Origin of the sequence: Pararhodobacter zhoushanensis (assembly GCF_003990445.1) — a bacterium.
In the GTDB taxonomy this organism is placed as follows: domain Bacteria; phylum Pseudomonadota; class Alphaproteobacteria; order Rhodobacterales; family Rhodobacteraceae; genus Pararhodobacter; species Pararhodobacter zhoushanensis.
Genome location: NZ_REEZ01000004.1, coordinates 39671 through 62712, shown reverse-complemented (window position 1 = coordinate 62712; position 23042 = coordinate 39671). Strand labels below are relative to the sequence as shown.

General features: G+C 65.7%; 23 protein-coding genes. 10 read left to right on the top strand and 13 right to left on the bottom strand.

Annotated elements, in window-relative coordinates:
- Positions 1 to 14 precede the first annotated feature (14 nt).
- The 4 genes from EAE28_RS11065 to htpX are packed head-to-tail and all read left to right on the top strand — an operon-like array spanning position 15 to position 3860.
- Positions 15 to 1232: an MFS transporter gene (locus tag EAE28_RS11065; protein WP_127106159.1), complete on the top strand. Its 1218-nt coding sequence runs from the start codon at positions 15 to 17 to the stop codon at positions 1230 to 1232.
- 39 nt (positions 1233 to 1271) lie between these two features.
- Positions 1272 to 1916 (top strand): endonuclease III, encoded by a 645-nt coding sequence (gene nth / locus EAE28_RS11060; protein WP_127106157.1) that lies wholly within the window; start codon positions 1272 to 1274, stop codon positions 1914 to 1916.
- Positions 1913 to 2902 carry an adenosine kinase gene (locus tag EAE28_RS11055; RefSeq protein WP_127106155.1) on the top strand — a complete coding sequence of 330 codons (990 nt, stop codon included), beginning with the start codon at positions 1913 to 1915 and terminating at the stop codon, positions 2900 to 2902. Before nth ends, EAE28_RS11055 begins: the two co-directional genes overlap by 4 nt.
- A gap of 55 nt (positions 2903 to 2957) precedes the next feature.
- On the top strand, positions 2958 to 3860 hold the full coding sequence (gene htpX / locus EAE28_RS11050) for a zinc metalloprotease HtpX (RefSeq protein WP_127106153.1): 903 nt from the start codon (positions 2958 to 2960) through the stop codon (positions 3858 to 3860).
- Between the two features lie 306 nt (positions 3861 to 4166).
- Here the strand turns inward: htpX and EAE28_RS11045 are convergent, their stop codons facing one another.
- Genes EAE28_RS11045 through EAE28_RS11035 form a run of 3 tightly spaced genes read right to left on the bottom strand, consistent with a single transcriptional unit; the run spans position 4167 to position 6576 of the window.
- A complete protein-coding gene (locus EAE28_RS11045; RefSeq protein ID WP_127106151.1) occupies positions 4167 to 5294 on the bottom strand; it encodes a CaiB/BaiF CoA transferase family protein in 1128 nt (375 codons plus the stop codon).
- Complete coding sequence (locus tag EAE28_RS11040) at positions 5291 to 5983, bottom strand: DsbA family protein (RefSeq protein WP_127106149.1); 693 nt, start codon at positions 5981 to 5983, stop codon at positions 5291 to 5293. The genes EAE28_RS11045 and EAE28_RS11040 overlap by 4 nt, the downstream gene beginning before the upstream one ends.
- The gene (locus EAE28_RS11035) at positions 5980 to 6576 is read right to left on the bottom strand and encodes a DUF721 domain-containing protein (protein ID WP_127106147.1); all 597 of its coding nucleotides are present in this window, start codon (positions 6574 to 6576) and stop codon (positions 5980 to 5982) included. The genes EAE28_RS11040 and EAE28_RS11035 overlap by 4 nt, the downstream gene beginning before the upstream one ends.
- Before the next feature lie 87 nt (positions 6577 to 6663).
- Between EAE28_RS11035 and EAE28_RS11030 the strand changes: the two genes are divergently transcribed.
- Both EAE28_RS11030 and EAE28_RS11025 read left to right on the top strand, forming a co-directional pair.
- Positions 6664 to 7737: an A/G-specific adenine glycosylase gene (locus tag EAE28_RS11030; RefSeq protein ID WP_127106145.1), complete on the top strand. Its 1074-nt coding sequence runs from the start codon at positions 6664 to 6666 to the stop codon at positions 7735 to 7737.
- Positions 7738 to 7761: 24 nt separating this feature from the next.
- Positions 7762 to 8904, top strand: a complete 1143-nt coding sequence (locus EAE28_RS11025; RefSeq protein ID WP_127106143.1) for an alkane 1-monooxygenase — start codon at positions 7762 to 7764, stop codon at positions 8902 to 8904.
- 108 nt (positions 8905 to 9012) lie between these two features.
- Here the strand turns inward: EAE28_RS11025 and corA are convergent, their stop codons facing one another.
- From corA to EAE28_RS11005, 4 genes are all read right to left on the bottom strand, one after another.
- A complete protein-coding gene (corA, locus tag EAE28_RS11020) occupies positions 9013 to 10065 on the bottom strand; it encodes a magnesium/cobalt transporter CorA (protein ID WP_127106141.1) in 1053 nt (350 codons plus the stop codon).
- Positions 10066 to 10074: 9 nt separating this feature from the next.
- Positions 10075 to 10947 carry a DMT family transporter gene (locus tag EAE28_RS11015; protein ID WP_127106140.1) on the bottom strand — a complete coding sequence of 291 codons (873 nt, stop codon included), beginning with the start codon at positions 10945 to 10947 and terminating at the stop codon, positions 10075 to 10077.
- Between the two features lie 507 nt (positions 10948 to 11454).
- Positions 11455 to 12315, bottom strand: a complete 861-nt coding sequence (locus tag EAE28_RS11010) for a ParB/RepB/Spo0J family partition protein (RefSeq protein ID WP_127106138.1) — start codon at positions 12313 to 12315, stop codon at positions 11455 to 11457.
- A gap of 122 nt (positions 12316 to 12437) precedes the next feature.
- Positions 12438 to 12722 carry an HU family DNA-binding protein gene (locus EAE28_RS11005; protein WP_127106136.1) on the bottom strand — a complete coding sequence of 95 codons (285 nt, stop codon included), beginning with the start codon at positions 12720 to 12722 and terminating at the stop codon, positions 12438 to 12440.
- A gap of 299 nt (positions 12723 to 13021) precedes the next feature.
- Between EAE28_RS11005 and argC the strand changes: the two genes are divergently transcribed.
- Entirely contained in the window at positions 13022 to 13999 is a 978-nt protein-coding gene (gene argC / locus EAE28_RS11000; RefSeq protein WP_127106134.1) for an N-acetyl-gamma-glutamyl-phosphate reductase, read from the top strand.
- Between the two features lie 15 nt (positions 14000 to 14014).
- On the top strand, positions 14015 to 14497 hold the full coding sequence (locus tag EAE28_RS10995; RefSeq protein ID WP_127106132.1) for a GNAT family N-acetyltransferase: 483 nt from the start codon (positions 14015 to 14017) through the stop codon (positions 14495 to 14497).
- Positions 14498 to 14507: 10 nt separating this feature from the next.
- Here EAE28_RS10995 and EAE28_RS10990 read toward each other — a convergent pair whose 3' ends face one another.
- Both EAE28_RS10990 and EAE28_RS10985 read right to left on the bottom strand, forming a co-directional pair.
- Positions 14508 to 15449: a phosphotransferase family protein gene (locus EAE28_RS10990; RefSeq protein WP_127106130.1), complete on the bottom strand. Its 942-nt coding sequence runs from the start codon at positions 15447 to 15449 to the stop codon at positions 14508 to 14510.
- 13 nt (positions 15450 to 15462) lie between these two features.
- Positions 15463 to 16938 carry an AMP nucleosidase gene (locus tag EAE28_RS10985; protein ID WP_127106128.1) on the bottom strand — a complete coding sequence of 492 codons (1476 nt, stop codon included), beginning with the start codon at positions 16936 to 16938 and terminating at the stop codon, positions 15463 to 15465.
- A gap of 490 nt (positions 16939 to 17428) precedes the next feature.
- On the opposite strand from EAE28_RS10985, the gene EAE28_RS10980 reads away from it, so the two are divergent.
- On the top strand, positions 17429 to 18058 hold the full coding sequence (locus tag EAE28_RS10980) for an outer membrane protein (protein ID WP_164736613.1): 630 nt from the start codon (positions 17429 to 17431) through the stop codon (positions 18056 to 18058).
- A gap of 223 nt (positions 18059 to 18281) precedes the next feature.
- Positions 18282 to 18905, top strand: a complete 624-nt coding sequence (locus EAE28_RS10975) for an outer membrane protein (protein WP_127106124.1) — start codon at positions 18282 to 18284, stop codon at positions 18903 to 18905.
- 72 nt (positions 18906 to 18977) lie between these two features.
- Here EAE28_RS10975 and dxs read toward each other — a convergent pair whose 3' ends face one another.
- Genes dxs through EAE28_RS10955 form a run of 4 tightly spaced genes read right to left on the bottom strand, consistent with a single transcriptional unit; the run spans position 18978 to position 22936 of the window.
- Positions 18978 to 20906: a 1-deoxy-D-xylulose-5-phosphate synthase gene (gene dxs / locus EAE28_RS10970; RefSeq protein ID WP_127106122.1), complete on the bottom strand. Its 1929-nt coding sequence runs from the start codon at positions 20904 to 20906 to the stop codon at positions 18978 to 18980.
- A gap of 13 nt (positions 20907 to 20919) precedes the next feature.
- Positions 20920 to 21771 (bottom strand): polyprenyl synthetase family protein, encoded by an 852-nt coding sequence (locus EAE28_RS10965; protein ID WP_127106120.1) that lies wholly within the window; start codon positions 21769 to 21771, stop codon positions 20920 to 20922.
- Positions 21768 to 22004, bottom strand: a complete 237-nt coding sequence (locus tag EAE28_RS10960) for an exodeoxyribonuclease VII small subunit (protein WP_127106118.1) — start codon at positions 22002 to 22004, stop codon at positions 21768 to 21770. The genes EAE28_RS10965 and EAE28_RS10960 overlap by 4 nt, the downstream gene beginning before the upstream one ends.
- Entirely contained in the window at positions 22001 to 22936 is a 936-nt protein-coding gene (locus EAE28_RS10955) for a histone deacetylase family protein (RefSeq protein WP_127106116.1), read from the bottom strand. The genes EAE28_RS10960 and EAE28_RS10955 overlap by 4 nt, the downstream gene beginning before the upstream one ends.
- Between the last annotated feature and the right edge of the window lie 106 nt (positions 22937 to 23042).

The window sequence follows — 23042 nt, the reverse complement described above, 5'->3', positions numbered from 1 at the left end:
AGGCCGGGTTGCCCATGAGTTTGCTGATCTCCTTCGCTGCGCTCTTCGCCTCGGTTTTTCTGTTGCAGCTGGGCCTTGGCAGCGTGGTGCCGCTCGATGCGCTGTCGGGCACCGAGCTGGGCTTCACCGCCGAGCAGATCGGCGCAATGGGCTCGACGCATTTTCTGGGCTTCTTCATCGGCTGCTGGTGGGCACCGCGCCTGATGGGCACCGTCGGCCACTCGCGCGCCTTCGCCGCTTTTGCCGCCGCCGGGACCATCGGCATTCTGGCGCATATGATGTGGGTCGATCCCTGGGCCTGGGCGATCATGCGCATGTCGTCGGGTCTGGCCGTCGCCGGGTGCTACACGATCATCGAGGCGTGGCTGCAGTCCAAGGTCACCAACCAGACGCGCGGGCGGGCGATGGGGGTCTACCGCGTGGTGGATGTGACCGGCAATCTGGGCGCGCAGGTGATGATCGCCTTCCTGACCCCGGCAGCCTATGTCAGCTATAACCTGCTGGCGCTATTCATGTGTGCCGCGCTTTTTCCCCTGCTGCTCAGCACGTCCGAGGCCCCGTCACCCGGTCCCGCCCCCCGCCTGCGCCCCAAGCTGGCGTGGGACAAGTCGCCACTTGGGGCGGTTGGTGTGGTGGTGTCGGGCATCACCGGGGCTGCGTTCCGTATGGTCGGCCCGCTCTATGGCCTCGCCGTCGGGCTTGAGGCGAACCGTATCGCGCTGTTTCTGAGCGCCTATGTGCTGGGCGGGGCTTTCGCGCAGTTTCCTATCGGTTGGCTCGCCGACAAATTCGACCGCCGTCTGGTGCTGATCTGGATCTCGGTCGGCTCGATCCTTGGTTGTGTGGCGATGGTGGCCGGGGCGCAGGGCAATATCGTCACGATCTTCCTTGCCGCCGGGTTCTTTGGCTTCACCACCTTCCCGATCTATTCGATCTCGACCGCCCACGCCCACGACTTTGCCGAACAACACGAGCGGGTCGAGCTGAGCGCCGCGCAGATGTTCCTTTATGCCGTGGGGGCCATTGCCAGCCCGGTGATCGCCTCGGCGCTGATTTCCGGCTTTGGCCCGGCCTCCATGTTCGTGTTCATCGCGCTGGCGCATGTGCTGCTGATCGTGTTCGGCCTGTTCCGCATGCAGGCCCGCCCGGCCCCCGAAGCCCGCACGCCCTATGTCTACACGCCGCGCACCTCGTTCCTCATCGGTCGCCTGATCCGACGTCGCGACGACTGAGCCTTGCCCCCCGCGCGCGTCCCGTTACAAAGAGCCCCTATGGCCGCCCAACTCGATTATCTGACGCTCAAAGAGATCTTCCTGCGCTTTCAGGCCGAGGAGGCCGAGCCGAAAGGCGAGCTGGAGCATACCAACGCTTTCACCCTGCTGGTGGCCGTAGCCCTGTCGGCGCAGGCGACCGATGTCGGCGTGAACAAGGCGACGCGCGCGCTGTTCCCCATCGCCGACACGCCGCAAAAGATGCTGGCGCTGGGCGAAGAGGGGCTGATTCAGCACATCAAGACCATCGGCCTGTTCCGCAACAAGGCCAGGAATGTCATCAAATTGAGCCAGATCCTGGTTGACCAGTATGGCGGCGAAGTGCCCTCATCCCGCGCGGCGCTGCAATCGCTGCCGGGCGTCGGGCGCAAGACGGCGAATGTCGTGCTGAACATGTGGTGGGGCGTGCCCGCGCAGGCCGTCGACACGCATATCTTTCGCATCGGCAACCGCACCGGCATCTGCCCCGGCAAGGATGTCGAAACCGTCGAGCGCGCGATTGAAGACAACATCCCCGCCGAATTCCAACATCACGCGCACCACTGGCTGATCCTGCACGGCCGCTATGTCTGCAAGGCGCGCAAACCCAATTGTCCGGTCTGCCTGATCCGTGACCTCTGCCCGTTCGAGGAGAAAACCCTGTGAAAAAGTACCAAGTCGCCGGCATCGGCAACGCCATCGTCGATGTCATCAGCACGGTGAACGACCATTTTCTGGACCACATGGGCATCCGCAAGGGCATCATGCAGCTGATCGAACGCGAACGCGCCGAGACGCTTTACGGCGCGATGAAGGACCGGCAGGAAGCCTCGGGCGGGTCGGTGTGCAACACCATCGCCGGGGCGGGCGCGCTGGGGCTGCGCACGGCGCTGATCGGGCGGGTGCGCGATGACGGGCTGGGCCGGTTCTTTGCCCAGGATACCGAGCGCACCGGCACGGCCTTTGTGAACCCGCCGGTGTCGGGCGGCGAGCTGCCCACCTCGCGCTCGATGATCTTTGTGACGCCGGATGGCGAGCGTTCGATGAACACCTATCTGGGCATTTCAGCTGAAGTTGGCCCCGATGACGTGGACCCGGCGGTCATGGCCGATACCGAGGTGCTGTTTCTTGAGGGATATCTCTTCGACAAGAACAAGGGCAAGGAGGCTTTCCTGAAAGCCGCCCGCGCCTGCCGCAAGGCCGGGGGCCGCGTCGGTATCGCGCTGTCGGACCCGTTCTGCGTAGACCGCCACCGCGCCGATTTCCGGCGTCTGGTGGCGAACGAGATGGATTACGTGATCGGGAATGAGCAGGAATGGACCTCGCTCTATCAGGTCAATGATCTGGACGAGGCGCTGGCCAAGGCGCAGGCCGATTGCGAGATCGTGGTCTGCACCCGCTCGGGCGAGCCGGTAGTGCTGATGCACAACGGCCACCGCGTCACCGCACCGGTGAAGACGGTTGTGCCGGTCGATGCGACGGGCGCGGGCGACCAGTTCGCGGCGGGGTTCCTGTTCGGACTGGTGAACGGGCACTCGCTGGAAACCAGCGGGCGCATGGGCTGCATCGCGGCGGCCGAGGTCATCGGCCATATCGGCGCACGCCCTCGCGCGGATGTGCTGGCGCTGTTCAAAGCCGAAGGGCTGGTGTGATCTTGCAGGCCGCCCAAGGCTCCCCATATCAGACGTCATAGCGACGGAGAAAACCATGGGTTACGTCAAGACCGGGATCCTGATGGCGGCGATGACCGCCCTGTTTCTGGCGATGGGCTACCTGATCGGCGGCTCGGCCGGGGCGCTGATCGCCTTTGTTGTGGCGGCAGCGATGAACCTTTATGCGTGGTGGAACTCGGACAAGGCGGTGCTGCGCATGCACAACGCGCGGCCGGTTGACGCCTATACCGCACCCGAGCTGCAGCAGATCGTCATGGAACTGGCCCGCAACGCCGACCTGCCGCCGCCTGCGGTCTATGTGATCGACAGCGACCAGCCCAACGCCTTTGCTACAGGGCGCAACCCGGACAACGCAGCTGTGGCGGTGTCGACCGGGCTGATGCAGCGGCTGTCACGCGATGAGGTGGCGGCGGTGGTCGCGCATGAACTGGCGCATATCAAGAATTACGACACGCTGATCATGACAGTGACCGCAACCTTCGCCGGGGCCATCGCCATGCTGGCCAATTTCGCGATGTTCTTTCGCGGCGGCGACCGGCGGGCGAACCCGATTGCGATGATCGCGATGATGATCCTTGCGCCGATGGCGGCCGGTCTGGTGCAGATGGCGGTGTCGCGCTCGCGTGAGTACGAGGCGGACCGCATCGGGGCCGAGATCTGCGGGCACCCTTTGTGGCTGGCCGACGCGCTGGGCAAGATCCAGACCTATGCCGCGCGGATCGACAATGACACGGCAGAGCGCAACCCGGCCTCGGCGCATATGTTCATCATTAACCCGCTGCATGCCCATGCGCGCGACAAGCTGTTCTCAACCCACCCGGCGACCGAGAACCGCATCGCCGCGCTGGAAAAGCTGGCGCAGAGCATGGGGCAGACCGGTCGCGCACGGCCTGCAACTGCGCCGTCAGGCGGCGCACAGCCGGGACCGTGGGGCTGACGGCGGCGTCCAGCGGCTCCCGCACTCTGTCACGGATCAAAGATCCGCTCCGCCGTTTGGGCCGGGCGCCGCTACGCGGCGCGTTGGGGGCGCTGCCCCCTTGCCCCCCGGGATATTTAGGGGAGCAAAGAACGGCAAACGGCGTGATCCGCAGGGACCACGCCGTCGTCTTCGCTCACGGTCATCGGCATCCCTGCCTGTACCGTTTCTCCAGCGTGGCGCGGTAACCTTAATATTGGGTAAATCGCGCCTCTTTGCTCTTCAAATATCCTGGGGGGTGAATGCGCGCTTGCGCGCAGAGGGGGGCTAGCCCCCCTTTCTGTCGCCCTCACCCAGCACCGGAGCAGGGCGGTCGGCGCCAGAACGGACGCCGTTGAACACAAAGGGCGAGCGGACACCCGCGTGTGCACCGAGGTCCAGTTGCATGCCGCGTGCAATGACTTGGGGGTCGGTGAAAACCTCGTCCATCGTGTTGATCGGACCCGCCGGGATGCCATGGTCTTCGCAGGCTTTGAGCAAGCCTGCCTTTGACCAGCTGCGCGTCGCGGCTGTCAGTGCCTCGGCCAGTTCGGCCCGGTGTTTTACCCGGTCGGCGTTGGCGAGGAAGCGGGGATCGGTGATCAGCGCCTCAAGCCCCAGCGCGCGGCACAGGCGTTGGTACTGGCCGTCATTCCCCGTGGCGATGATGATATGCCCGTCACAGCATTCAAACACCTGATAGGGCACCAGATTGGGGTGCCAGTTCCCCGTTCGTCCCGGCGGCGTGCCGGTGGCCAGGTAGTTCATCGCCTGATTGGCCATCACCGACACGGCGCAGTCCAGCAGGCTCATATCGACATGCGCGCCCAGCCCGGTGCGGCTGCGTTCGATCACGGCGGCAAGCACCGCGGTTGTCGAATAGACCCCGGTGAACAGATCCGTCACCGCGACGCCGACGCGATGCGGCTCGCCCTCGGCCGGGCCGGTGATCGACATCAGGCCGGACATGCCCTGAATGATGTAGTCATACCCGGCGCGGTGGGCATACGGCCCGTCTTGCCCGAAACCGGTGATCGAGCAGTAGATCAACCGGGGAAACTCGGCCCGCAAGCTGTCGTAATCCAGCCCGTATTTCTTCAGGCCGCCGACCTTGAAGTTCTCGATGACGATATCCGCGTCGGCCAGCAGCGCCTTGACCTTGGCCTGTCCATCAGCCGTTCGGAAATCGGCAACGACCGAGCGTTTCCCCCGGTTTGCGGCATGGAAATAGGCCGCGACGGGGGTACCGTCGCGGTCGATAAAGGGCGGGCCCCATTGGCGGGTGTCGTCGCCCTCGGGCGCTTCGACCTTGATCACCTCGGCCCCCAGATCGGCCAGAGTCTGACCCGCCCAAGGCCCCGCAAGGATGCGGGCCAGCTCGATCACGCGCAGGCCCGCCAGAGGTTTCGCGCTCATCCCCGGTTCAGGAGCGGATCAAGTATGGCGCGGAACTCGTCCATGCTCATGTTGGAATAGGTGGTGCCGTCGATGACAAAGGATGGGGTGCCGGTCACTTCGTACTCGGTCATGCCTTCCTGATAGACCTGCATCATCGCCGTGGCGAGGTCGCGGTCGGTCAGGCATTCGCTCAGTTGGTCGTCGGTCATGCCAGCGCGGCGGCCAATACGGCGCAGGTTGTCGGCGACGACGTTGGGATCGTCACCCTGCGCCCATTCGCGCTGCTCGTCATAGAGCATGTCGACGATGCCGAAATAGCGCATCTCGCCGCCGCAACGGGCGACCAGCGCGGCCCACAGGCCATAGGCGTCGAAATAGACTTCGCGATAAACAAACTTGACCAGGCCGGTGTCGATATACTCGGCCTTGAGTTGCGGCCAGACGGTGGCGTGGAAGTTGGCGCAGTGCGGGCAGGTGAACGAGGCGAACTCCATCAGGGTCACCTCGGCGTCCGGGTTGATCACCATCTCGGTCACGCGAGAGGTGTCGACCTGTCCCTCGGTGGTTTGCGCATGGGCAGCGCTGGGTTCGATCAGTGTCGAGCCGAGCGCGGGCGCATTGCCGCCGTTCAGGCGGGTCCAGGCACCGTAACCGCCGATGGCAACCACAGCGGCGACCCCCGAAAGCAGAAATGAACGTCTATTCATGCGTTATCCTTTCCTTCGTCCGCGAGCCCCTTCGGTCCGCGCCTTGTCTCTTTTGTCAAAATGTTGGTGGCCATCCGGTCCAGCGCAGCCTTGAGCCCGCTGTCGGCAACGCCCTCGGTCAGGCTGTCGACAACCGTGCGTGCCCGTGCCAGTGCCTGCGGTGACGGTGGTGCGATGTTGGCACGTTCAAAGGCGCGCTGGCTTTCAGCCAGCCCGCCTGCCAGCCCGCGCGACGAGGTCTGCGTGACCTTGATCCGTGCGATCGCGGCATAGCCGTAGATCGCGTTGACCCGTTCGCGCAGCGGTTCCAGTTGCATCTGCACCAAGGGTGCTGCGGCCCCTGAGGCCAGCACCGTCAGCGTCGCGCCAAAGCCCTTTTGCGCATAGCTGACCTTGACGGGCGTACACAGCGCCGCCAGATCAGGCCCTGCGACCTCGGCCCAGTGGGTGAGCAGCCGGGTTGTGGCAAATCCATGCGTTTCGCCCGCCTTGCGGATATGATCGCGCAACAGACCGCTGGCCGGCTCGAAGCCGCGCATGCGGCGCGCGCCTTTCCAGCGCGGCTTGGTCGAGGGATCGGCGGGAGCGGTCATCCGTGGGGCGTGCTTTCGTCTTGGTTCACAGTATTCTAGTCAGTTCCACGGCCGAGGCCAGTGGTCGCGGAGAGAGGAGGCTCAAGAATGCGTGACGGAATTGATCGGGATCAGGTCTCGGGCGCGCTGTTGCGCTGGTATGACCGCGCGGCGCGAGTGCTGCCGTGGCGCGTCGGCCCGGCCGAGCGTGCTGCGGGGGTGGTGCCCGATCCGTACCGCGTCTGGCTGAGCGAGGTGATGTTGCAGCAAACCACGGTGGCGACGGTGAAGGCGTATTTCCACCGTTTCACCACGCGCTGGCCGACGGTTGAGGCTTTGGCGGCGGCGCAGGATACCGAGGTGATGGCGGAATGGGCGGGGCTTGGCTATTACGCCCGCGCCCGCAATCTGATCGCCTGCGCGCGGGCGGTGGCGGGGCAGGGCGGGTTCCCCGATACGCTGGACGGGTTGCGGGCTTTGCCGGGGATCGGGGCGTATACCGCCGCCTCGGTAGCGGCGATTGCGTTTGATCGCAGCGAGACGGTGGTGGATGGCAATGTCGAGCGGGTGGTGGCGCGGCTGTTTGCGGTGCGTGACCCGATGCCCAAGTCCAAGCCGATGCTGGCCAGGCTGGCGACCCGGCTGACGCCTGACGAGCGAGCCGGCGATTTCGCGCAGGCGATGATGGATCTGGGTGCGACGGTCTGCACGCCGCGCGCACCGCGCTGTGGTGACTGCCCGCTGGCCGGGTTCTGTCTGGCGCAGGAGCAGGGGATCGCGGCAGAGCTGCCGGTCAAGACGGCCAAGACGCCGAAGCCGACGCGCCGGGGGATCGCCTATGTCGCGATCCGCGAGGATGGCGCGCCGCTGTTGGAAACCCGCCCGCCCAAGGGATTGCTGGGCGGGATGCCCGGCTGGCCGGGCAGCGACTGGGGCGACGATCCGACCCCCGCACCGCCGCTGACGGCGGATTGGGCGCTGCTGCCGGGGGTGGTGAAGCATACGTTCACGCATTTCCATCTGGAGCTGACCGTCGCCACCGCCCGTGTGCCCCAAGCGGTGAACCCTGAAACCGGCGACTTCCGCCCGGATTTTGATCCCGGCGCGCTGCCAACGGTGATGCGCAAGGTCTGGGACCATGCGGCAAGCGGCGATCTTTTCGCCGGGCGCGAGGGGGCATAGACTGCTGGCAACCGGAGGTTCGCGATGACCCAAACCCGCCCGCTCGGCTCGCTTGCCTCGGCCCTGCCGTTCTGGCTGTCGCTGGGGTTTGTGCCCATTCTGGCGGCGGGCACCGTCTGGGGCGGCTGGTGGCTGATCCTGCCCGTGCTCTATTCCGCCGGGCTGTTTTCGCTGCTCGACTGGTTCACCGGGCTGAATGAGGACAACCCGCAGACCGACGCGCCGCTTGGCCAGTTGTTCTGGTATCGCCTGATCACCCTGATCTGGTTTCCGGTGCAGTTCGGGCTGATCTATGGCGCGCTGTGGTGGGTGACGCATCGCGGCACGCTGACGGGTCCTGAGATGCTGATCCTGTTCTATGGCCTTGGCATTGCGACCGGTGCGGTTGGCATCGTGTATGCGCATGAGCTGATGCACCAGAAGACGGCGTCCGAGCGTTGGCTTGGGGATCTGCTGATGGCCTCGACTTTGTACAGCCATTTCCGCAGCGAACATCTGCGGGTGCATCACCTGTGGGTCGCCACCCCGCGCGACGCGGTGACCGCGCGCTATAACGAAGGGTTCTGGCGTTTCTTCTGGCGGGTGCTGCGCGACTGCCCGCGCTCGGCCTGGCGGGCCGAGGCGGCGATGCTGGCCCGGGCGGGGAAATCGCCCTGGGCGGCTGCGAACCCGTTCTGGCGCTATGCGGCGTTGCAGGCGGCGTTTCTGCTGCTGGCGTTTGTGGTCGGCGGCTGGCTGGGGCTGGGGCTGTTCGTGTGGCAGGCACTGATCGCGGTGCTGCATCTGGAGCTGACCAATTACATCGAGCACTACGGCCTGACCCGCCGGCATCTGGGCGAGGGGCGCTATGAGCATGTGCTGCCGCGCCATTCGTGGAACGCGGCGCACCGGGCGTCGAACTGGCTGCTGATCAATTTACAGCGCCATTCGGATCACCATTACAAACCCGACCGCCGCTTTCCCCTGCTGCAGACCTATACCACCGAGCAAGCCCCGCAACTGCCGCTGGGCTATCCGACCTTGCTGGCCGTGGCCGCAATCCCGCCCCTTTGGCGGCGGCTGATGAACCCGCGGGTGCGGGCGTGGCGGCGGCAGTTCTACCCTGATGTCACGGACTGGTCGGCGTATAAGGCGGGGACAAACCCGATGCCGCGCAGTGCGCGGTGAGCGGGTGGCGCGGCTCGGGGGCATCGAGCCCCCTCGCCGCGCGCAGGGGGCGCTGCCCCCTACGGCCTGTCGGCCTACCCCCGGGATATTTAGGGCATAAAGTTGGGATCAGCGGCGGCCGAGCCAGCCCTTGCGGTAAAACCAGATCGCGAGAACCACGGCGATCAGGCCCATGATGCCCATCACCACCGGGTAGCCGTAGCGCCAGTGCAGCTCGGGCATGTCGTCGAAATTCATGCCATAGACGCCGACGATGAAGGTCAGCGGAATGAAGATCGTGGCGATGAGGGTGAGGACTTGCATGACCTCATTCGCGCGGTTGGACTGGCTGGAGAGCAGGATGTCCACCAGCCCGGTGGCGATCTCGCGGTAGGTCTGGATGGTTTCGATCAGCTGCACCGCGTGGTCCTGACAGTCGCGCAGGTAGAGGCGGGTGTTGTCCGAAAAGCGCTGGGTTTCCTCGCGCTGAAGGGTGGCGACGACGTCGCGCATCGGCAAAATGGCGCTGCGAAGGCTCATCAGTTCGCGCTTGAGGACGTGGATCTCGCCCATATCGACCGCGTCGGGGTCGAAGACGACGGTGTCTTCGAGCTGTTCGAGCTTTTCACCCAGCGCTTCGAGCGCCGGGAAATACGCGTCGATCACCGCATCGATCAGCGCGTAGCACAGGTAGTCGGCTCCGCGTTTGCGCATCTGTCCCAACGGGTTGCGCAGGCGGGTGCGGACGGGGTCGAACACGTCGCCTTCGTGTTCCTGCATGGTGATGACGAAACCATCGCCGAGAAAGATCGACACCTGTTCGGTGTGCAGCCCTTCTTTGCCCGGCTCGGGCATGCGCAGGACGATGAACTGGTGGGCCTCGTATTCCTCGGCCTTGGGGCGCTGGTGGACGTTGACCACGTCTTCCAGCGCCAGCGGGTGCAGGCCGAAGCTGGTGCCGATCTTCTGCAGCATCTCGGTATCAGCCAGACCGTCGATGTTCAGCCACAGGATGCTGCCCGTATCGCAGGGGGCAAGGCTGGCATCCTCGGTCACGCCATCCGCATTAAAGCGGATCGCGCGGACGCGGGTTTCGCCGGCATCGGGGTCAGCGGTCAGCGTGCCGGGAGGGGTTCCCGGCGGGCTGCGGCGGCGGCGCTGGTAGCGGGGTGGCTTGGTCATGAGGGGAAACTAGCGCGCGGGTGGGGCCTTGGAAAGCTGGACCGCCAGAATTCCGGCCATGATGATCGCTACGCCGATGATATCGACCATACCCAGCGTTTCACCGAGCAGGGCGGCGGCGATGGCGACGCCGAAGAACGGGTTGAGAAAGTGGAAGGTCGCGCCCCGGACAGCGCCGATGCGCTGCACCAGCTTGAACCAGACCCATGTCGCGGCGAGGCCGGGAACGAGGGTGGTGTAGAGGAAGGCGAGGATCAGGCGGGGCGTCAGGTTGACCGAGAGCGTCTCGAAGGTCAGCGAGGGGCCGATCAGCACAACCGCCCCGATCAGCATCTGCAGCCCGACGACCATCATCACGTTGCCGCCCGAGGAAGCGCCGCGCAGGGCGAGGGTGGCGACGGTGAGGGCCATCGCGGCGAGCACGCAGAGGGCGACGCCGAGCGGGTCCAGCCCGCCGCCCAGCCGCGCGCCCATGATCAGGATGACGCCGCCGAAGCCGGCGACCAGCCCGGCGATGGCAAGGGGTTTCAGGCGGTCGCCGAAGAACACGAACCCGGCCAACGCGACCATCAGCGGCAGGGTCGAGGCGATGATGGCGGCGGCCGAGGCCTCGATCCACTGCATGGCGATGAAGTTGAGGCCGAGATAGGCGCCGTTCTGGCAGATCCCGAAGATGATCGTGGCGCGCCACTGGGCACGGGTCAGCCGCCACGTCTCGCCCATCAGGCGGGCAAGGGCGACGCCGATCAGGCCGGAAACAAGGAAGCGGGCCGAGAGGGACAGGAGCGGCGGGGCGTCGACGACGATCATCCGGGCCGAGGTGAAGGCCGAGGACCACATGAAGGCGAAGGCGAGGCCCATCAGGAGGGCTTTGAAATCCATGCGGTCCCCTTGTCCGGGCCACGACCGGGGCCCCGCCAGCAGGGATACCGGGGAAAACGGGGCAGGGAAAGGGGTGTCCCACGATGGGACAAGGGTGTGGATTGAGGGAAATCAACGGGTTGTGGGGAGGGATTCAGGTTTTGTTAAGAGATGTCCCCGGGGTGGGGGTGAGTCCAGTAGGGGAATTGAGGTTGTGGGTGCGCCGTGTGGACGGGACGGATAGCCCGTAGGTCGGGGTTCACCCCGACATTGGCGCATGGAGGTGCCGGGCGTCGCGTGTCGGTCGCGGGAGAGAGAGAGAGTCGGGGTGAACCCCGACCTACGGCTGGCTGTCAGCAGGGATAACGAGGAAGACGGTGGGGGAAGGGAAACGTAGGGTGCGCAATGAATGCGCACCCTACCGGCTGTGTGGGTTGGTCGGGGTTCCCCGGACATTGGCGCAGGGGTGTGGCGGGGATGGTGGGGTGGAACCCCACCCTACACTGGTGGCGATGGGGGCGGGCCCCCTCACACCCTCCTCTCAAACCACTCCTCCACCAGATCCAGAATGTCGTCCACGATCCCCGGGTGATCGGCGTGGCGGGCGTCGATGCGGATGGTCCAGCCGGAGACCGTCCATTCGCGGCGCAGGGTGATGCCCCGGTTCAGGCGGAGCAGGCGGCGGGGGCGGGGGGTGCGGCTGATCCGCGAGGTGGGGGCGGCGTCGGGGTCGTCGGGGAGCAGGATGGCCTCGGAAATCGCAGGCAGCAAGGCGCGCCACTGGCGATCCGCCGAGGCGCGGCCAACGGGGTGGAGGGCTTCGACCATGATCTCGCCCAGACCGGCGCGGATGGCGACGGCGAGCCGGTCCATGCGCGCCGAGGACAGGGTATGCGGATGGGTCATCAGATCGCCCAGCACCTCGACCACGCGACCAAAGCCGCGCAGGCGCGAGCGGGCCTGCCGGGTGAGCGTGGGGTAGAGCGCGTCGGTGGCAGCCTCGATACTGTCGAAAAGGCCGAACTCGACGGCCTCGCAGAGCAGCGCGCCCTTTTCCCAGGGGGAAATCTGCGCGCGCATCTCGTTTTCCGAGACCATCAGGGCCATGGCCTGCGGAATATCGGCGGGTTTGCGGATCACGCAGGGGATGGTGTCCCAGCTGCCGGGGGTCAGGCGGTTGAGCGCATCAAGGCATTGGAGGCGGCGGTGCCCGGCGAGCAGGCCCCAGGGGGTGTCGCCGGTGATGGGGAAGACCTCGACCGGTTGGCGCAGGCCTTCGCTGGCGATGGAGGCTTGCAGGGCGGCGAGGGCCTCGGGGTCACAGGTGAGGCGGTCGCGCAGCAGGGCATCGGCGAGGATATCGGTGCGGGGCAGGTGCTGGAGGTCCATCGGCGGTTCCCTTGAGCAAAGCGCCAAGGGACCACGGCCGGGTTAATGCGGCGCGAAGCGGGCGCACGCAAAAGGCCGCCCGTGGGGGCGGCCTGAGCGGTCGTGTACGCTGACGGGTGGCGTCAGGCCACGGCGTCTTTCAGAGCCTTGGCGACGGTGACTTTGACCGCGCGGTCGGCGGCTTTGGTCAGGGTCTCACCGGTGGCCGGGTTGCGCACTTCGCGCTCAGGGCGGGCGCGGCAGGCGACTTTGCCGATGCCGGGCAGGGTGACAGCGCCGCCAGCGGCAACTTCGGTCGCGACGATGGCCGCGATGCCGTCCAGCGCGGCGGTGGCGGTTTTCTTGTCGGCGCCCATCTGCTCGGCGAGGGCGGCTACGAGCTGGGTCTTGGTCATCGGTTTGTTCATTGTTGCTCTCCGTAGGTCAAGCGTTCAGACGCGGGGCGAGGCGGCTCCACGTCATTGTCCAGCGCGTCTATCGGCAAGCTTCGGATCAGGCAATCGCAAAGGCGAGCACGCCAGCGTGAAAACGCCGAAAAGACAGGCTGTGAAGGGGAAAGCTGGTTCTGAGAGGGCGTTTTAGGGCTGTGGGTATCAGGGAACTTGCCTGATGGCGGGTTTCGGCGGGTTCGGGAGCACGTGGACATTGTTTCGCGGATCCGTGATGGTGCGCGCGGGTTCGCTCTCACCAGCAAAGGGACAGGCACATGAGCATTCGCGTCGGCATTGTCGGGATCAGCGGTTTTGGCGGCGGCGAGGCGATGCGATTGATCGCGGGCCATCCGTCGTTCGAGCTGGTTTATGCGGCGGGTGAGGGCAGTGCGGGCCGTCGGCTGGTCGAACTTTTCCCCGGTGTGCCGCCCCGGCTGGCCGGGCTGGTTGTCCAGAAATGGGATCCTGAGGCGCTGCCGGAACTGGACGTGCTGTTCGCGTCGCTGCCGACGGGGTCGTCGGCCGAGGGGCTGGCACGGGTGCCGGCGGGGGTGAAGATCGTCGATATTGGCGGGGATCATCGTTATGTCGACGGCTGGGCTTACGGGCTGGCCGATGTCTGGCCCGAGCAGATGGCGGGGCAGACCCGCGTGGCCAATCCCGGCTGCTTTCCGGTCGCCACGCTGAACGCTTTGGCACCGTTGCTGGCGGGCAAGCTGATCGAGCCGGGCAATATCATCATCGACGCCAAGACCGGGATTTCGGGCGCCGGGCGCGGTGGGGCGGACAGCCGGTTCAGCTATGCGGGCAGCAATGAGAACCTGCAGCCCTACGGGTTGCTCAAGCACACCCATATGCCCGAGATGGCGACGACGATCGAACGGTTGAGCGGTGGCAAGGCCGACGGGCTGGTGTTCACGCCGCATCTGGTGCCGATGACGCGCGGCGTGCTGGTGACGATCTATGCGCGGGGTCAGGCGACGACGCAGCAGTGCCTCGACACGGCGCGGCAGTTCTATGCGGACCGGGCCTTCGTGCGGGTGACGGATCAGCCGCCGCAGACGAAATGGGCCACCGGCTCGAACCTGTCGTTTGTCAGCTATGCCGCCGATCCCGAGCGCAATCTGGTGATGGCGATGGGGGTGGTCGACAATCTGGGCAAGGGCGCGGCGGGGCAGGCGGTGCAGAACGCCAACCTGATCTGTGGTCTGCCCGAGACCGCCGGACTGGAGGGCGCGCCGGTCTGGCCGTGAGGCCACAGGCGCGCGATGCGGATGGTCGAGATCGGTTTCATGGATCCTGCCGAGGCGGATCAGCTGGGCACTGTCTTTTTTGACGCGGTGCGTCAGGGGGCGGCGGGGTTCTATGATGCGGATCAGCGACGCGCCTGGGCTCCGCGTGTGCCTGCGGGGCCTGACTGGGCGCGTCGGTTAACCGGGCAGCAGACGCTGGTGGCGCGGGTGGCGGGCAAGCCGGTGGGCTTTATGACGCTGGACGCGCAGGGCTATATCGACCTTGCCTTCGTTGCGCCTGCGCACCAGCGGCAGGGTGTCGGCGGGCGGCTTTACGCGCGGATCGAGGACTTGGCGCAGGAGGCCGGGCTTGAGCGGTTGCATGCTCAGGCCAGCCATCTGGTGCGCGGGTTGTTCGAGCAGCAGGGCTGGCGCGTGCTGCGTGAACAGCAGAGCGAGCGGGCGGGTGTGACGCTGACCAATTTCGTGATGGAGAAGCGGCTTTCTGGCGCCGCATGACGCCGGAGCGTCAGGTGCCGGGCCAGATCACCTGTTCAAGGTCGTAGAGGCTGGCGATTCGCTTTTCCCAGTCGGGGATCGTCATGTTGCGAAAATCGCTCGCATGATGCAGCGCCATGTGGATCAGCAACCGCCGCCGCATCGCGTTGTCAGCGGCGGTGCCGTAGCCGTCAAACAGGCTGTGTACCAGATCGGGCTTGCCGTCACACATCAGGGCGCTGGGCCCGAGCAGATCGTATTCCCACCAGCCGGTTCTGACATCGCCAAAATCAATGAGCGCGCACAGCCGCCAGTGGCCAGCCCGGTCCGAGAGAAGGAGGTTCTGCGGGATCAGGTCGCTGATCAGGATGACAGGCGGTTCGTCCAGCGGGATCAGTGTGGGGGCCTCGCGCACAAGGGCGGCAAGATCGTCCAGCAGGGTGGCGGCCAGACCCTGCGCGCGGTGACGCGCGACGCAGGTGCTGGCCTGCGCGCGGATGAAGTCGGGCCAGGGCGTGCCGATCTGAGCGAGGTCAGCGGGCGGAAGAGCGTGAACCTCGGCAATCACCCGTCCGACGTCATGCAGGATCGCGGCGCGCTCGCGGTCCGATAGCTGCGGCCAGACGGCTGAGCCGACGACCCCGTCCAGCTTGGTCATCACCAGCCATGACCACCCGTCCTGCTCATCGGCGGCGATGATCCGGGGGATGGCGACAGAGAGCTGCCCGGCCAGCCGGTGCAGGGCGGCGCATTCGCTGAGGAACTGGGGGTGATAGAGCGGCGGAAAGATCTTGAGGATCGCCGCGCCATCGACATCGATCACCAGATTGGTGCTGTCGCCAAAGGCCGTCAGATCCCGCCCGGCAAGCCCCGCCGCGCGCGCGATGCTCCGGGCGAGGGTCTGCCATTGGCCGGGGTCCTGACGCCATGCGTCGAAGGCGTCTGTGGTGTCGACGGCAGGGAACGTCGTCAAAACTCAGGCTGCCTCACAGGAACGCCGTCTCATCAAAACTGCGCAGTTTGCGGCTGTGGATGCGGTCCAGCGGCATGTCGCGCAGATGCTCCATGGCGCGCACGCCGATCAGCAGGTGGCGGGCGACTTGCGTCTTGTAAAAGGCCGAAGCCATGCCGGGCAGCTTTAGCTCGCCATGCAGCGGCTTGTCCGAGACGCAGAGCAAGGTGCCGTAGGGAACGCGGAAGCGAAAGCCGTTGGCGGCGATGGTGGCCGATTCCATGTCCAGCGCGATGGCGCGGGACTGGGACAGGCGCTGCACCGGGCCGGACTGGTCGCGCAGCTCCCAGTTCCGGTTGTCGACGGTCGCGACGGTGCCGGTGCGCATGATCTTTTTCAGCTCATAGCCCGACAGCTGGGTAATGTCGGCCACCGCGTCTTGCAGGGCGATCTGGATCTCGGCCAGCGCCGGGATCGGCACCCAGAGCGGCAGATCCTCGTCCAGCACCTTGTCTTCGCGCAGGTAGCCATGCGCCAGCACGAAATCGCCAAGGCTTTGCGAGTTGCGCAGACCGGCGCAGTGCCCGACCATCAGCCAGGCATGCGGGCGCAAGACGGCGATGTGGTCAGTGGCGGTTTTCGCGTTGGACGGACCGACGCCGATGTTGACCAGCGTGATGCCCTGACCGCCCGCGCGTTTCAGGTGGTAGGTCGGCATCTGCGGCAGGCGCGGCAGGACGGGCAGGGCGGCGTTGGCATCGGTGATCTCGGCATTGCCGGGCGCGACAAAGGCGGTGTAGCCGCTGTCAGGGTCGGACAGGGCTTGGCGGGCGTAGGCCTCGAATTCATCGACATAGAACTGGTAGTTGGTGAACAGCACGTGGTTCTGGAAATGCTCGGGGTCGGTGGCGGTATAGTGCGCCAGACGGGCCAGCGAGTAATCCACCCGCTGCGCGGTGAACGGGGCCAGCGGGACCGAGCCGTCGGCGTTGCGCACGCCTTCCCCGTTGACGATGTCGTCGTTGGTGATCGACAGGTCCGGCACGTCGAACACGTCGCGCAGGGTAAAGGTCAGCTCGCCCGACATGTTCACATCATGCCGCCCGGCCATCGCGAAGTGCAGCGAGATCGGCGTGTCAGAATAGCCGACCATCACCGGCTGGCCGTGATTCTTCAGCAAAAGCTCGATCTGCTGCTTGAGGTAGTTCGAGAACAGATCGGGCCGGGTGATCGAGGTGGCATAGGTGCCCGGCTCGGGCAGATAGCCATAGGCGAGGCGGCTGTCGGGCTGGTCATAGGTCGTCGTGGTGACGCGCAGCTCAGGATAATAGGCGCGGTAGCGGGCCTTGGGCGTGCCGTCCTTCAACGCGGCGCGGAAGCTGGCGGCAAGGAAATCGGTGGCCTGAGAATAGAGTGTCTGCAGATAGGCGACGGCCTGCGCGGCATCGGTGAAGGCGCGCGGTTCGGCCTGCGGGGCGGTTTCGGTCGGCAGTGAACGGGTGGGTTTCATAAACGTCTCATCAAAAGGTCAACCCCTCCCTGCCGCAAAGATGCGGCGGGTGCGTGACAGCATGACGGGAGGGGGAGTGTTGTTCCATACACAAAGATAGGGGGGTGTGCGGATAAAAGAAAGAGGGCGCGTCGGGTCAGGCCGAGAGGTCGCCTGCGGAAAAGCCCTTGTTTGGCTGGGTCGCGCCACGTTCTGGATGCGGTCTGCGGCGGTGGCAGCGAGGGCGCTCTGGAGCTTTTGTGGCACGCTCCGTCGGCCGGGTTCCATCACACTCGTGTGACGGTGTCACTTTTCATGGGCGGAAAGGCGCCTATTTTTGGAATATCCATATTTTACAGATATTTAAGGTGCCCCAGCTGGGTGCGGGTGATGCGCGAATGTTTCACCCGCAAGCGGCCTAAATGGCATCTGTCCGAGATGCCTTGAAGAGAACGCGCTGCGGGTGTGTGTAGGGCCAGAAGTTAACATTCGGTTAACGATGGAGAAAAAAATGACTGCAATTCGCAAACTCATCCTTGGTTCGGCCGCTTCGGTCACCGCTCTCGGTTTCGCTGCTGGCGCCGCCCTGGCCTCGGGCCCGGTCGTTTACAACGAGCCGGAAGTCATGGTTGCCCCGATGCCGGCGCCTGCTCTGTCCTGGGCTGGCCTGTACGGCGGTCTGAGCTACTCGCGCGTCAGCGGTTCGGCTGAAGTCGTTGGTCTGGGTACCGACGACATGGACAGCGACAACGGCTTTGGCGCGTTCGTCGGTTACAACTGGCAGAACGGTGGCTTCGTGTTCGGTGGCGAACTGAGCTACACCAACTTCGACAGCACCTACCCGCTCGTTCCGGGCAGCTACCAGCGTGATTCGCTCGAGCTGCGCGCCCGCGCTGGCTACGCGTTCAACCGCGTGATGGTGTACGGCTTTGTCGGCGCTGCCCGTTCGGAAATCGGCGCACCTGGCTTCGACCTGAACCAAACCGGCCCGGTCTACGGTCTGGGCGTCGAAGCGATGGTCACCAGCAACATGTCCGTTGGTCTTGAGTTCGCTCGTCGCGACGTGGACGCGGACGTTCTGGGCACCACGGTCGAGTCCGAGCTGGACACCGTGTCGCTGCGCGTCGGCTACCACTTCTAATCGCACCCAAGCGATACCGACAGCAGCCGCGCCCTTTGGGCGCGGCTGTTTGCGTTTGGGGGTGGCGGAACAGCCAAGCGCAAGCGGCGACCCACGGGGTGATGCGGGAAAGCGTCACTTCGCGCGAAATTGTCGACAAATTTTGAAGGTGACTTGAAAAATCGCAGCCGCGGGTGTGTGATCCTCTGCTAATTGATAAGAATTTAACAATTAGGTGGTTCACATGACAAAAATTCTCAAACTCTCACTCGGCTCGGCAGCTTCGGTTGTTGCGCTGGTCGTCGCGTCGGGGGCTGCGCTGGCCTCGGGTCCGGTTGTTTACGTCGAGCCGGAGGTGATGGTCGCGCCGATGCCTGCGCCTCAGTATTCGTGGGAAGGTTTTTACGGCGGTCTGAGCTATTCGTCGGTGCGCGGCCATGTCGATGCTTCGGGCACCATCGCGTCGATGGACAACGACACCGGCCCCGGTGCTTTTGTCGGGTACAACTGGCAGCGTGGCAACGTCGTTTTCGGTGGCGAGCTGAACTATACCGACTTTGACACGCCCTATCCCGGCTTCATCAACCGGCAGCGCAACGCGCTTGAACTGCGCGGGCGCGTCGGCTACGCCGCGAATAACGTGCTGTTCTACGGCTTCGTGGGCGCTGCCCGGTCCGAGATCTTCGGGTCAGGGAGCTGGAACAACCAGAGCGGTCACAGCTATGGTCTGGGCGTCCAGTACCACATCACGCGCGGTGCATTCGTCGGGCTCGAGGCAGTGCGTCGCGAGGTTGGGGCCAATATCGGCGGCGTTCAGGCTGACACCCAGATCGATTCCGTTGCGTTCCGACTCGGCTACCAATTCTGATCGCACCCAAGCGATAACGACAACAGCCGCTCCCTTTGGGTGCGGCTGTTTGCTTTTGCGGCACTCGGCTGTTCAGGCCCGCTTGGCCCCGATCCGCGCGACGCCCAGCGCGTCGAGCACTTTCGCTTCGATGTCCGCGGCGGTCAGCCCAGCCGCCTGATACATCTGATCCGGCGAGGCCTGGTCGATGAACACGTCAGGCAGCACCATCGAGCGGAACTTGAGTCCGGTGTCGAACACGCCCTCTTCCGCCAACAGCTGCGCGACATGGCTGCCGAAGCCGCCGACCGCGCCCTCTTCGATGGTGATCAGCGCTTCATGGTCCGCCGCGAGCCGCAGAATCAGGTCGCGGTCCAGCGGTTTGGCAAAGCGGGCGTCGGCGACGGTGGGCGCGATGCCGCGCGCGTCCAGCGCCTCGGCTGCTTTCATCACCTCGGCAAGACGGGTGCCAAAGGACAGGATCGCCACGCGCTTGCCCTCTCGCATCACGCGGCCCTTACCGATTTCCAGCGGGATGCCGCGCTCGGGCATCTCTACCCCGACGCCTTCACCGCGCGGAAAGCGGAAGGCGATGGGGCCGGTATCATGCGCGGCGGCGGTGGCGACCATGTGGACCAGCTCGGCCTCATCGGCGGCGGCCATCACCACCATGCCGGGCAGGTTGGCGAGGTAAGCCACGTCAAAGCTGCCCGCATGCGTCGCGCCATCCGCGCCGACCAGACCGGCGCGGTCGATGGCGAAGCGCACGGGCAGACCTTGCAGCGCCACGTCATGCACGACCTGATCATAGCCGCGCTGCAGAAAGGTCGAATACATCGTGCAGAACGGCTTCATCCCGCCCGCCGCCAGCGCGGCGCAGAAGGTGACGCCGTGTTGCTCGGCGATGCCGACGTCGAAGCAGCGGGTCGGGAACCGCTCGGCGAACAGGTTCAACCCGGTGCCATCCGGCATCGCGGCGGTGACGGCGACGATCTTGTCGTCGCCCTCGGCCAGCTGGATCAGCGATTGCGCGAAAACCTTGGTGTAGCTGGGCGCGTTGGACGGCGCTTTCTGCTGCTTACCCGTCAGCACGTCGAATTTCGCCGTGGCGTGGCCCTTGTCCATCGCCTGCTCGGCGGGGCGATAGCCTTTGCCCTTCTTGGTTAGCACATGGATCAGCGTCGGCCCGGTGGCGCGGTCATGCACGGTGCGCAGGACGGCCAGCAGCGTGTCCATGTCGTGCCCGTCAACGGGGCCGACGTATTTGAAGCCCAGTTCCTCGAACATCGTGCCGCCGACGGTCATGTGCTTGAGCATGTCCTTGGCGCGCTTGGCCCCCTCCTGAAAGGGGGGCGGCAGCAGGGACAGCGCGCCCTTGGCGGCGGCCTTGAGGTCTTGCAGCGGGCGCTCGGTATAGAGACGCGACAGGTAAGACGAGAGTGCGCCGGTGGGGGGCGCGATGGACATCTCGTTGTCATTCAGGATCACGAACATCCGCTTGCCCAGATGGCCCGCATTGTTCATCGCCTCAAACGCCATGCCCGCCGACATGCTGCCATCGCCGATCACCGCGATGGCATCGCCCAGCGCCGGGTCCGGCGCGCCGCCCAGATCCTGCGCGACCTTGAAACCCAGCGCGGCGCTGATCGAGGTCGAGCTATGCGCGGCACCGAAAGGGTCGTAGGGGCTTTCCGAGCGTTTGGTGAAGCCCGACAGCCCGTCCTTCATGCGCAGCGTGCGGATACGGTCCCGCCGCCCTGTCAGGATCTTGTGCGGATAGGATTGGTGCGAGACGTCCCAGATCAGCCGGTCGCGCGGCGTGTCAAAGATCGCGTGCAGCGCCACGGTCAGCTCAACCACGCCCAGACCCGCGCCCAGATGCCCGCCGGTTTCCGACACCGCGCTGATCGTCTCGGCGCGCAACTCATCAGCGACCTGTTTGAGCTGTGGATCGGTCAGCCGCTTGAGATCGGCAGGGCTGTGCACGCGGTCGAGGAGCGGTGTTTCGGGACGGGTATTCATGGACGCTCCAACTTTACTTGTCGCGGCTGATAACGAAACGCGCCGCGTCTCGCAAGGAATCGGCCCCCGCGCCATAGGGTGCCAGAGCGTCACAGGCCTGTGAAATCAAACCTGCGGCACGGGCGCGCGCCGGTTCAAGGCCGAGCAGCGACACAAAGGTCGCCTTGCCCGCCTCTGCATCCTTTTGCAGCCGTTTTCCGGCTGTTGCGGCATCGCCTTCGCAATCCAGAATGTCATCGGCGATCTGAAACGCCAGCCCCAGCGCCTGCGCATAGGTGGCCAGCGGGGCTGAGTCGCCGCCGGCCAGCACTGGCCCCACGGTGCAGGACCACTGAAACAGCGCGCCGGTCTTGCCCTGTTGCAGGTGGATGATCTGCTCCAGCGTCAGGGGATCGGCGGCGGTTTCGGCCTCGATGTCCAGCGCCTGACCTAGCACCATCCCGGCGGCACCGGCGGCCTGCGCAAGGGCGGCGGTCAGCGGCGCGCTGCCGGTTTCGGCGCACAGCTGAAACGCCAGCGATTGCAGCGCGTCCCCGGCCAGAATCGCGGTGGCTTCGTCAAAGGCGATGTGCACGGTGGGGCGTCCCCGGCGCAGATCGTCGTCATCCATGGCGGGCAGGTCGTCATGCACCAGCGAATAGGCATGCATCGCCTCGATTGCTGCCGCCGCATTCAGCGCAGCCACGTGCGGCACGCCGTGCAGCCCGGCGCTTTCCAGCGCCAGAAATCCGCGCAGGCCTTTGCCGCCATGGACGGCATGCGCCATGGCGGCGCGCACCCGGCTGTCGGGCAGCGCGTTCAGCGCCTGCGCCAGCCGGGCGTTCACGGCCAGTGCTGCGCTGGCCAGATCCTGCGGGAAGCTCATTGCGCGTCGAAAGGGGCGGTGCCGTCGGGCTGGCCATTCTCGGCCAGCGTGATCTGTTCGATCCGCGCCTGCGCCTGCGCCAGCTTGGCCTCGCAATGCTTTTTCAGCTCGGCGCCGCGCTCGTAGATGGCGATGGATTTCTCCAGATCGACCGCGCCGCCTTCCAGCTGGCTGACGACCTGCTCCAATTCGCGCAGGGCGTCCTCAAACGACAAGTCTGCTACAGGCTTCATGCGCCACGCTCCATCAACACCCGGATATGCGCCGCGGTCGAGGCCGCCAGCGCGTCGAGGTTATAGCCGCCTTCCAGCGCACTGACCACCCGCCCGCCGGCATGGGCATCGGCAAGATCGCAGATGCGGTGGGTGATCCAGATGAAATCTTCTTCGGTCAGCGCCAGTTGGGCCAGCGGATCGTCGATATGGGCGTCGAACCCGGCCGAGATCAGGATCAGCTCGGGCTTGAAGATGTCGAGCCGGGGGAACACCTGCCCCTCCCAAGCGTCGCGGAAATCGGGTCCGCGCGTGCCGGGGGCCAGCGGCACGTTCAGGATGGTGCCATGCGGTCCGGTCTCTTCCGCGCGCCCGGTGCCGGGCCAGAGCGGGAACTGGTGGCTGGACACGAACAGCGCGCGCGGCTCGTCCCAGAGCAGATCCTGCGTGCCATTGCCGTGGTGCACGTCGAAGTCCAGCACCGCAACGCGGCTCAGCCCATGGTGATCCAGCGCCCGCTTGGCGGCGATGGCAACGGTGCCGAACAGGCAAAAGCCCATGGGCGTGGCGGTTTCCGCGTGGTGGCCGGGCGGGCGGATCGCGGCGAAAGCGTTGCGCGCCTCACCGGCCACCACCGCATCCAGCGCCGCCGTCACCGCGCCCACCCCGGCCAGCGCGGCAGCCCAGCTGCCCGGCGACATCCACGTATCGGCGTCCAGCTGATGATTGCCCGCGTCAGGCTCTGCCGCGCGGATACGGTCGATATAGTCCTGCGGATGGCAGCGCAGCAGCTCGGCCACCTCGGCCATCGGCGCTTGCCGCCGGTCCAGCCCGGCGAAATCGCGATGCTCGAGCGCGGCCAGAATCGATACCAGCCGGGCTACCTGCTCGGGATGGCCCTCGGGCGTTGCGTGGTTCAGACAGGCGGGGTCGGTGTAAAAGGCTGTGCTCATGCTCAAAGGCTAGCGCCCGCCCCGTACCCCTTCAAGCACCGCGCCATCATCTTGTTGAAAATACTCTCAGGGGGTGAATTCGGCGTCAGCCGAAGAGGGGGGCGGA

Excerpts from the sequence above, each read along its gene's own strand:
- EAE28_RS10960 (WP_127106118.1), bottom strand. The coding sequence starts at position 22,004 with ATGAAGCCTGTAGCAGACTTGTCGTTTGAGGACGCCCTGCGCGAATTG.
- argC (WP_127106134.1), top strand. The coding sequence starts at position 13,022 with ATGAGCATTCGCGTCGGCATTGTCGGGATCAGCGGTTTTGGCGGCGGC.
- htpX (WP_127106153.1), top strand. The coding sequence starts at position 2,958 with ATGGGTTACGTCAAGACCGGGATCCTGATGGCGGCGATGACCGCCCTG.
- EAE28_RS10985 (WP_127106128.1), bottom strand. The coding sequence starts at position 16,938 with ATGAAACCCACCCGTTCACTGCCGACCGAAACCGCCCCGCAGGCCGAA.
- EAE28_RS11065 (WP_127106159.1), top strand. The coding sequence starts at position 15 with ATGAGTTTGCTGATCTCCTTCGCTGCGCTCTTCGCCTCGGTTTTTCTG.
- EAE28_RS11010 (WP_127106138.1), bottom strand. The coding sequence starts at position 12,315 with ATGGACCTCCAGCACCTGCCCCGCACCGATATCCTCGCCGATGCCCTG.
- EAE28_RS10980 (WP_164736613.1), top strand. The coding sequence starts at position 17,429 with ATGACTGCAATTCGCAAACTCATCCTTGGTTCGGCCGCTTCGGTCACC.
- nth (WP_127106157.1), top strand. The coding sequence starts at position 1,272 with ATGGCCGCCCAACTCGATTATCTGACGCTCAAAGAGATCTTCCTGCGC.
- EAE28_RS10955 (WP_127106116.1), bottom strand. The coding sequence starts at position 22,936 with ATGAGCACAGCCTTTTACACCGACCCCGCCTGTCTGAACCACGCAACG.
- EAE28_RS11045 (WP_127106151.1), bottom strand. The coding sequence starts at position 5,294 with ATGAGCGCGAAACCTCTGGCGGGCCTGCGCGTGATCGAGCTGGCCCGC.
- EAE28_RS11040 (WP_127106149.1), bottom strand. The coding sequence starts at position 5,983 with ATGAATAGACGTTCATTTCTGCTTTCGGGGGTCGCCGCTGTGGTTGCC.
- EAE28_RS11015 (WP_127106140.1), bottom strand. The coding sequence starts at position 10,947 with ATGGATTTCAAAGCCCTCCTGATGGGCCTCGCCTTCGCCTTCATGTGG.
- corA (WP_127106141.1), bottom strand. The coding sequence starts at position 10,065 with ATGACCAAGCCACCCCGCTACCAGCGCCGCCGCCGCAGCCCGCCGGGA.
- EAE28_RS11005 (WP_127106136.1), bottom strand. The coding sequence starts at position 12,722 with ATGAACAAACCGATGACCAAGACCCAGCTCGTAGCCGCCCTCGCCGAG.
- EAE28_RS10975 (WP_127106124.1), top strand. The coding sequence starts at position 18,282 with ATGACAAAAATTCTCAAACTCTCACTCGGCTCGGCAGCTTCGGTTGTT.
- EAE28_RS10965 (WP_127106120.1), bottom strand. The coding sequence starts at position 21,771 with ATGAGCTTCCCGCAGGATCTGGCCAGCGCAGCACTGGCCGTGAACGCC.
- EAE28_RS11035 (WP_127106147.1), bottom strand. The coding sequence starts at position 6,576 with ATGACCGCTCCCGCCGATCCCTCGACCAAGCCGCGCTGGAAAGGCGCG.
- EAE28_RS11025 (WP_127106143.1), top strand. The coding sequence starts at position 7,762 with ATGACCCAAACCCGCCCGCTCGGCTCGCTTGCCTCGGCCCTGCCGTTC.
- EAE28_RS11030 (WP_127106145.1), top strand. The coding sequence starts at position 6,664 with ATGCGTGACGGAATTGATCGGGATCAGGTCTCGGGCGCGCTGTTGCGC.
- EAE28_RS10995 (WP_127106132.1), top strand. The coding sequence starts at position 14,015 with ATGCGGATGGTCGAGATCGGTTTCATGGATCCTGCCGAGGCGGATCAG.
- dxs (WP_127106122.1), bottom strand. The coding sequence starts at position 20,906 with ATGAATACCCGTCCCGAAACACCGCTCCTCGACCGCGTGCACAGCCCT.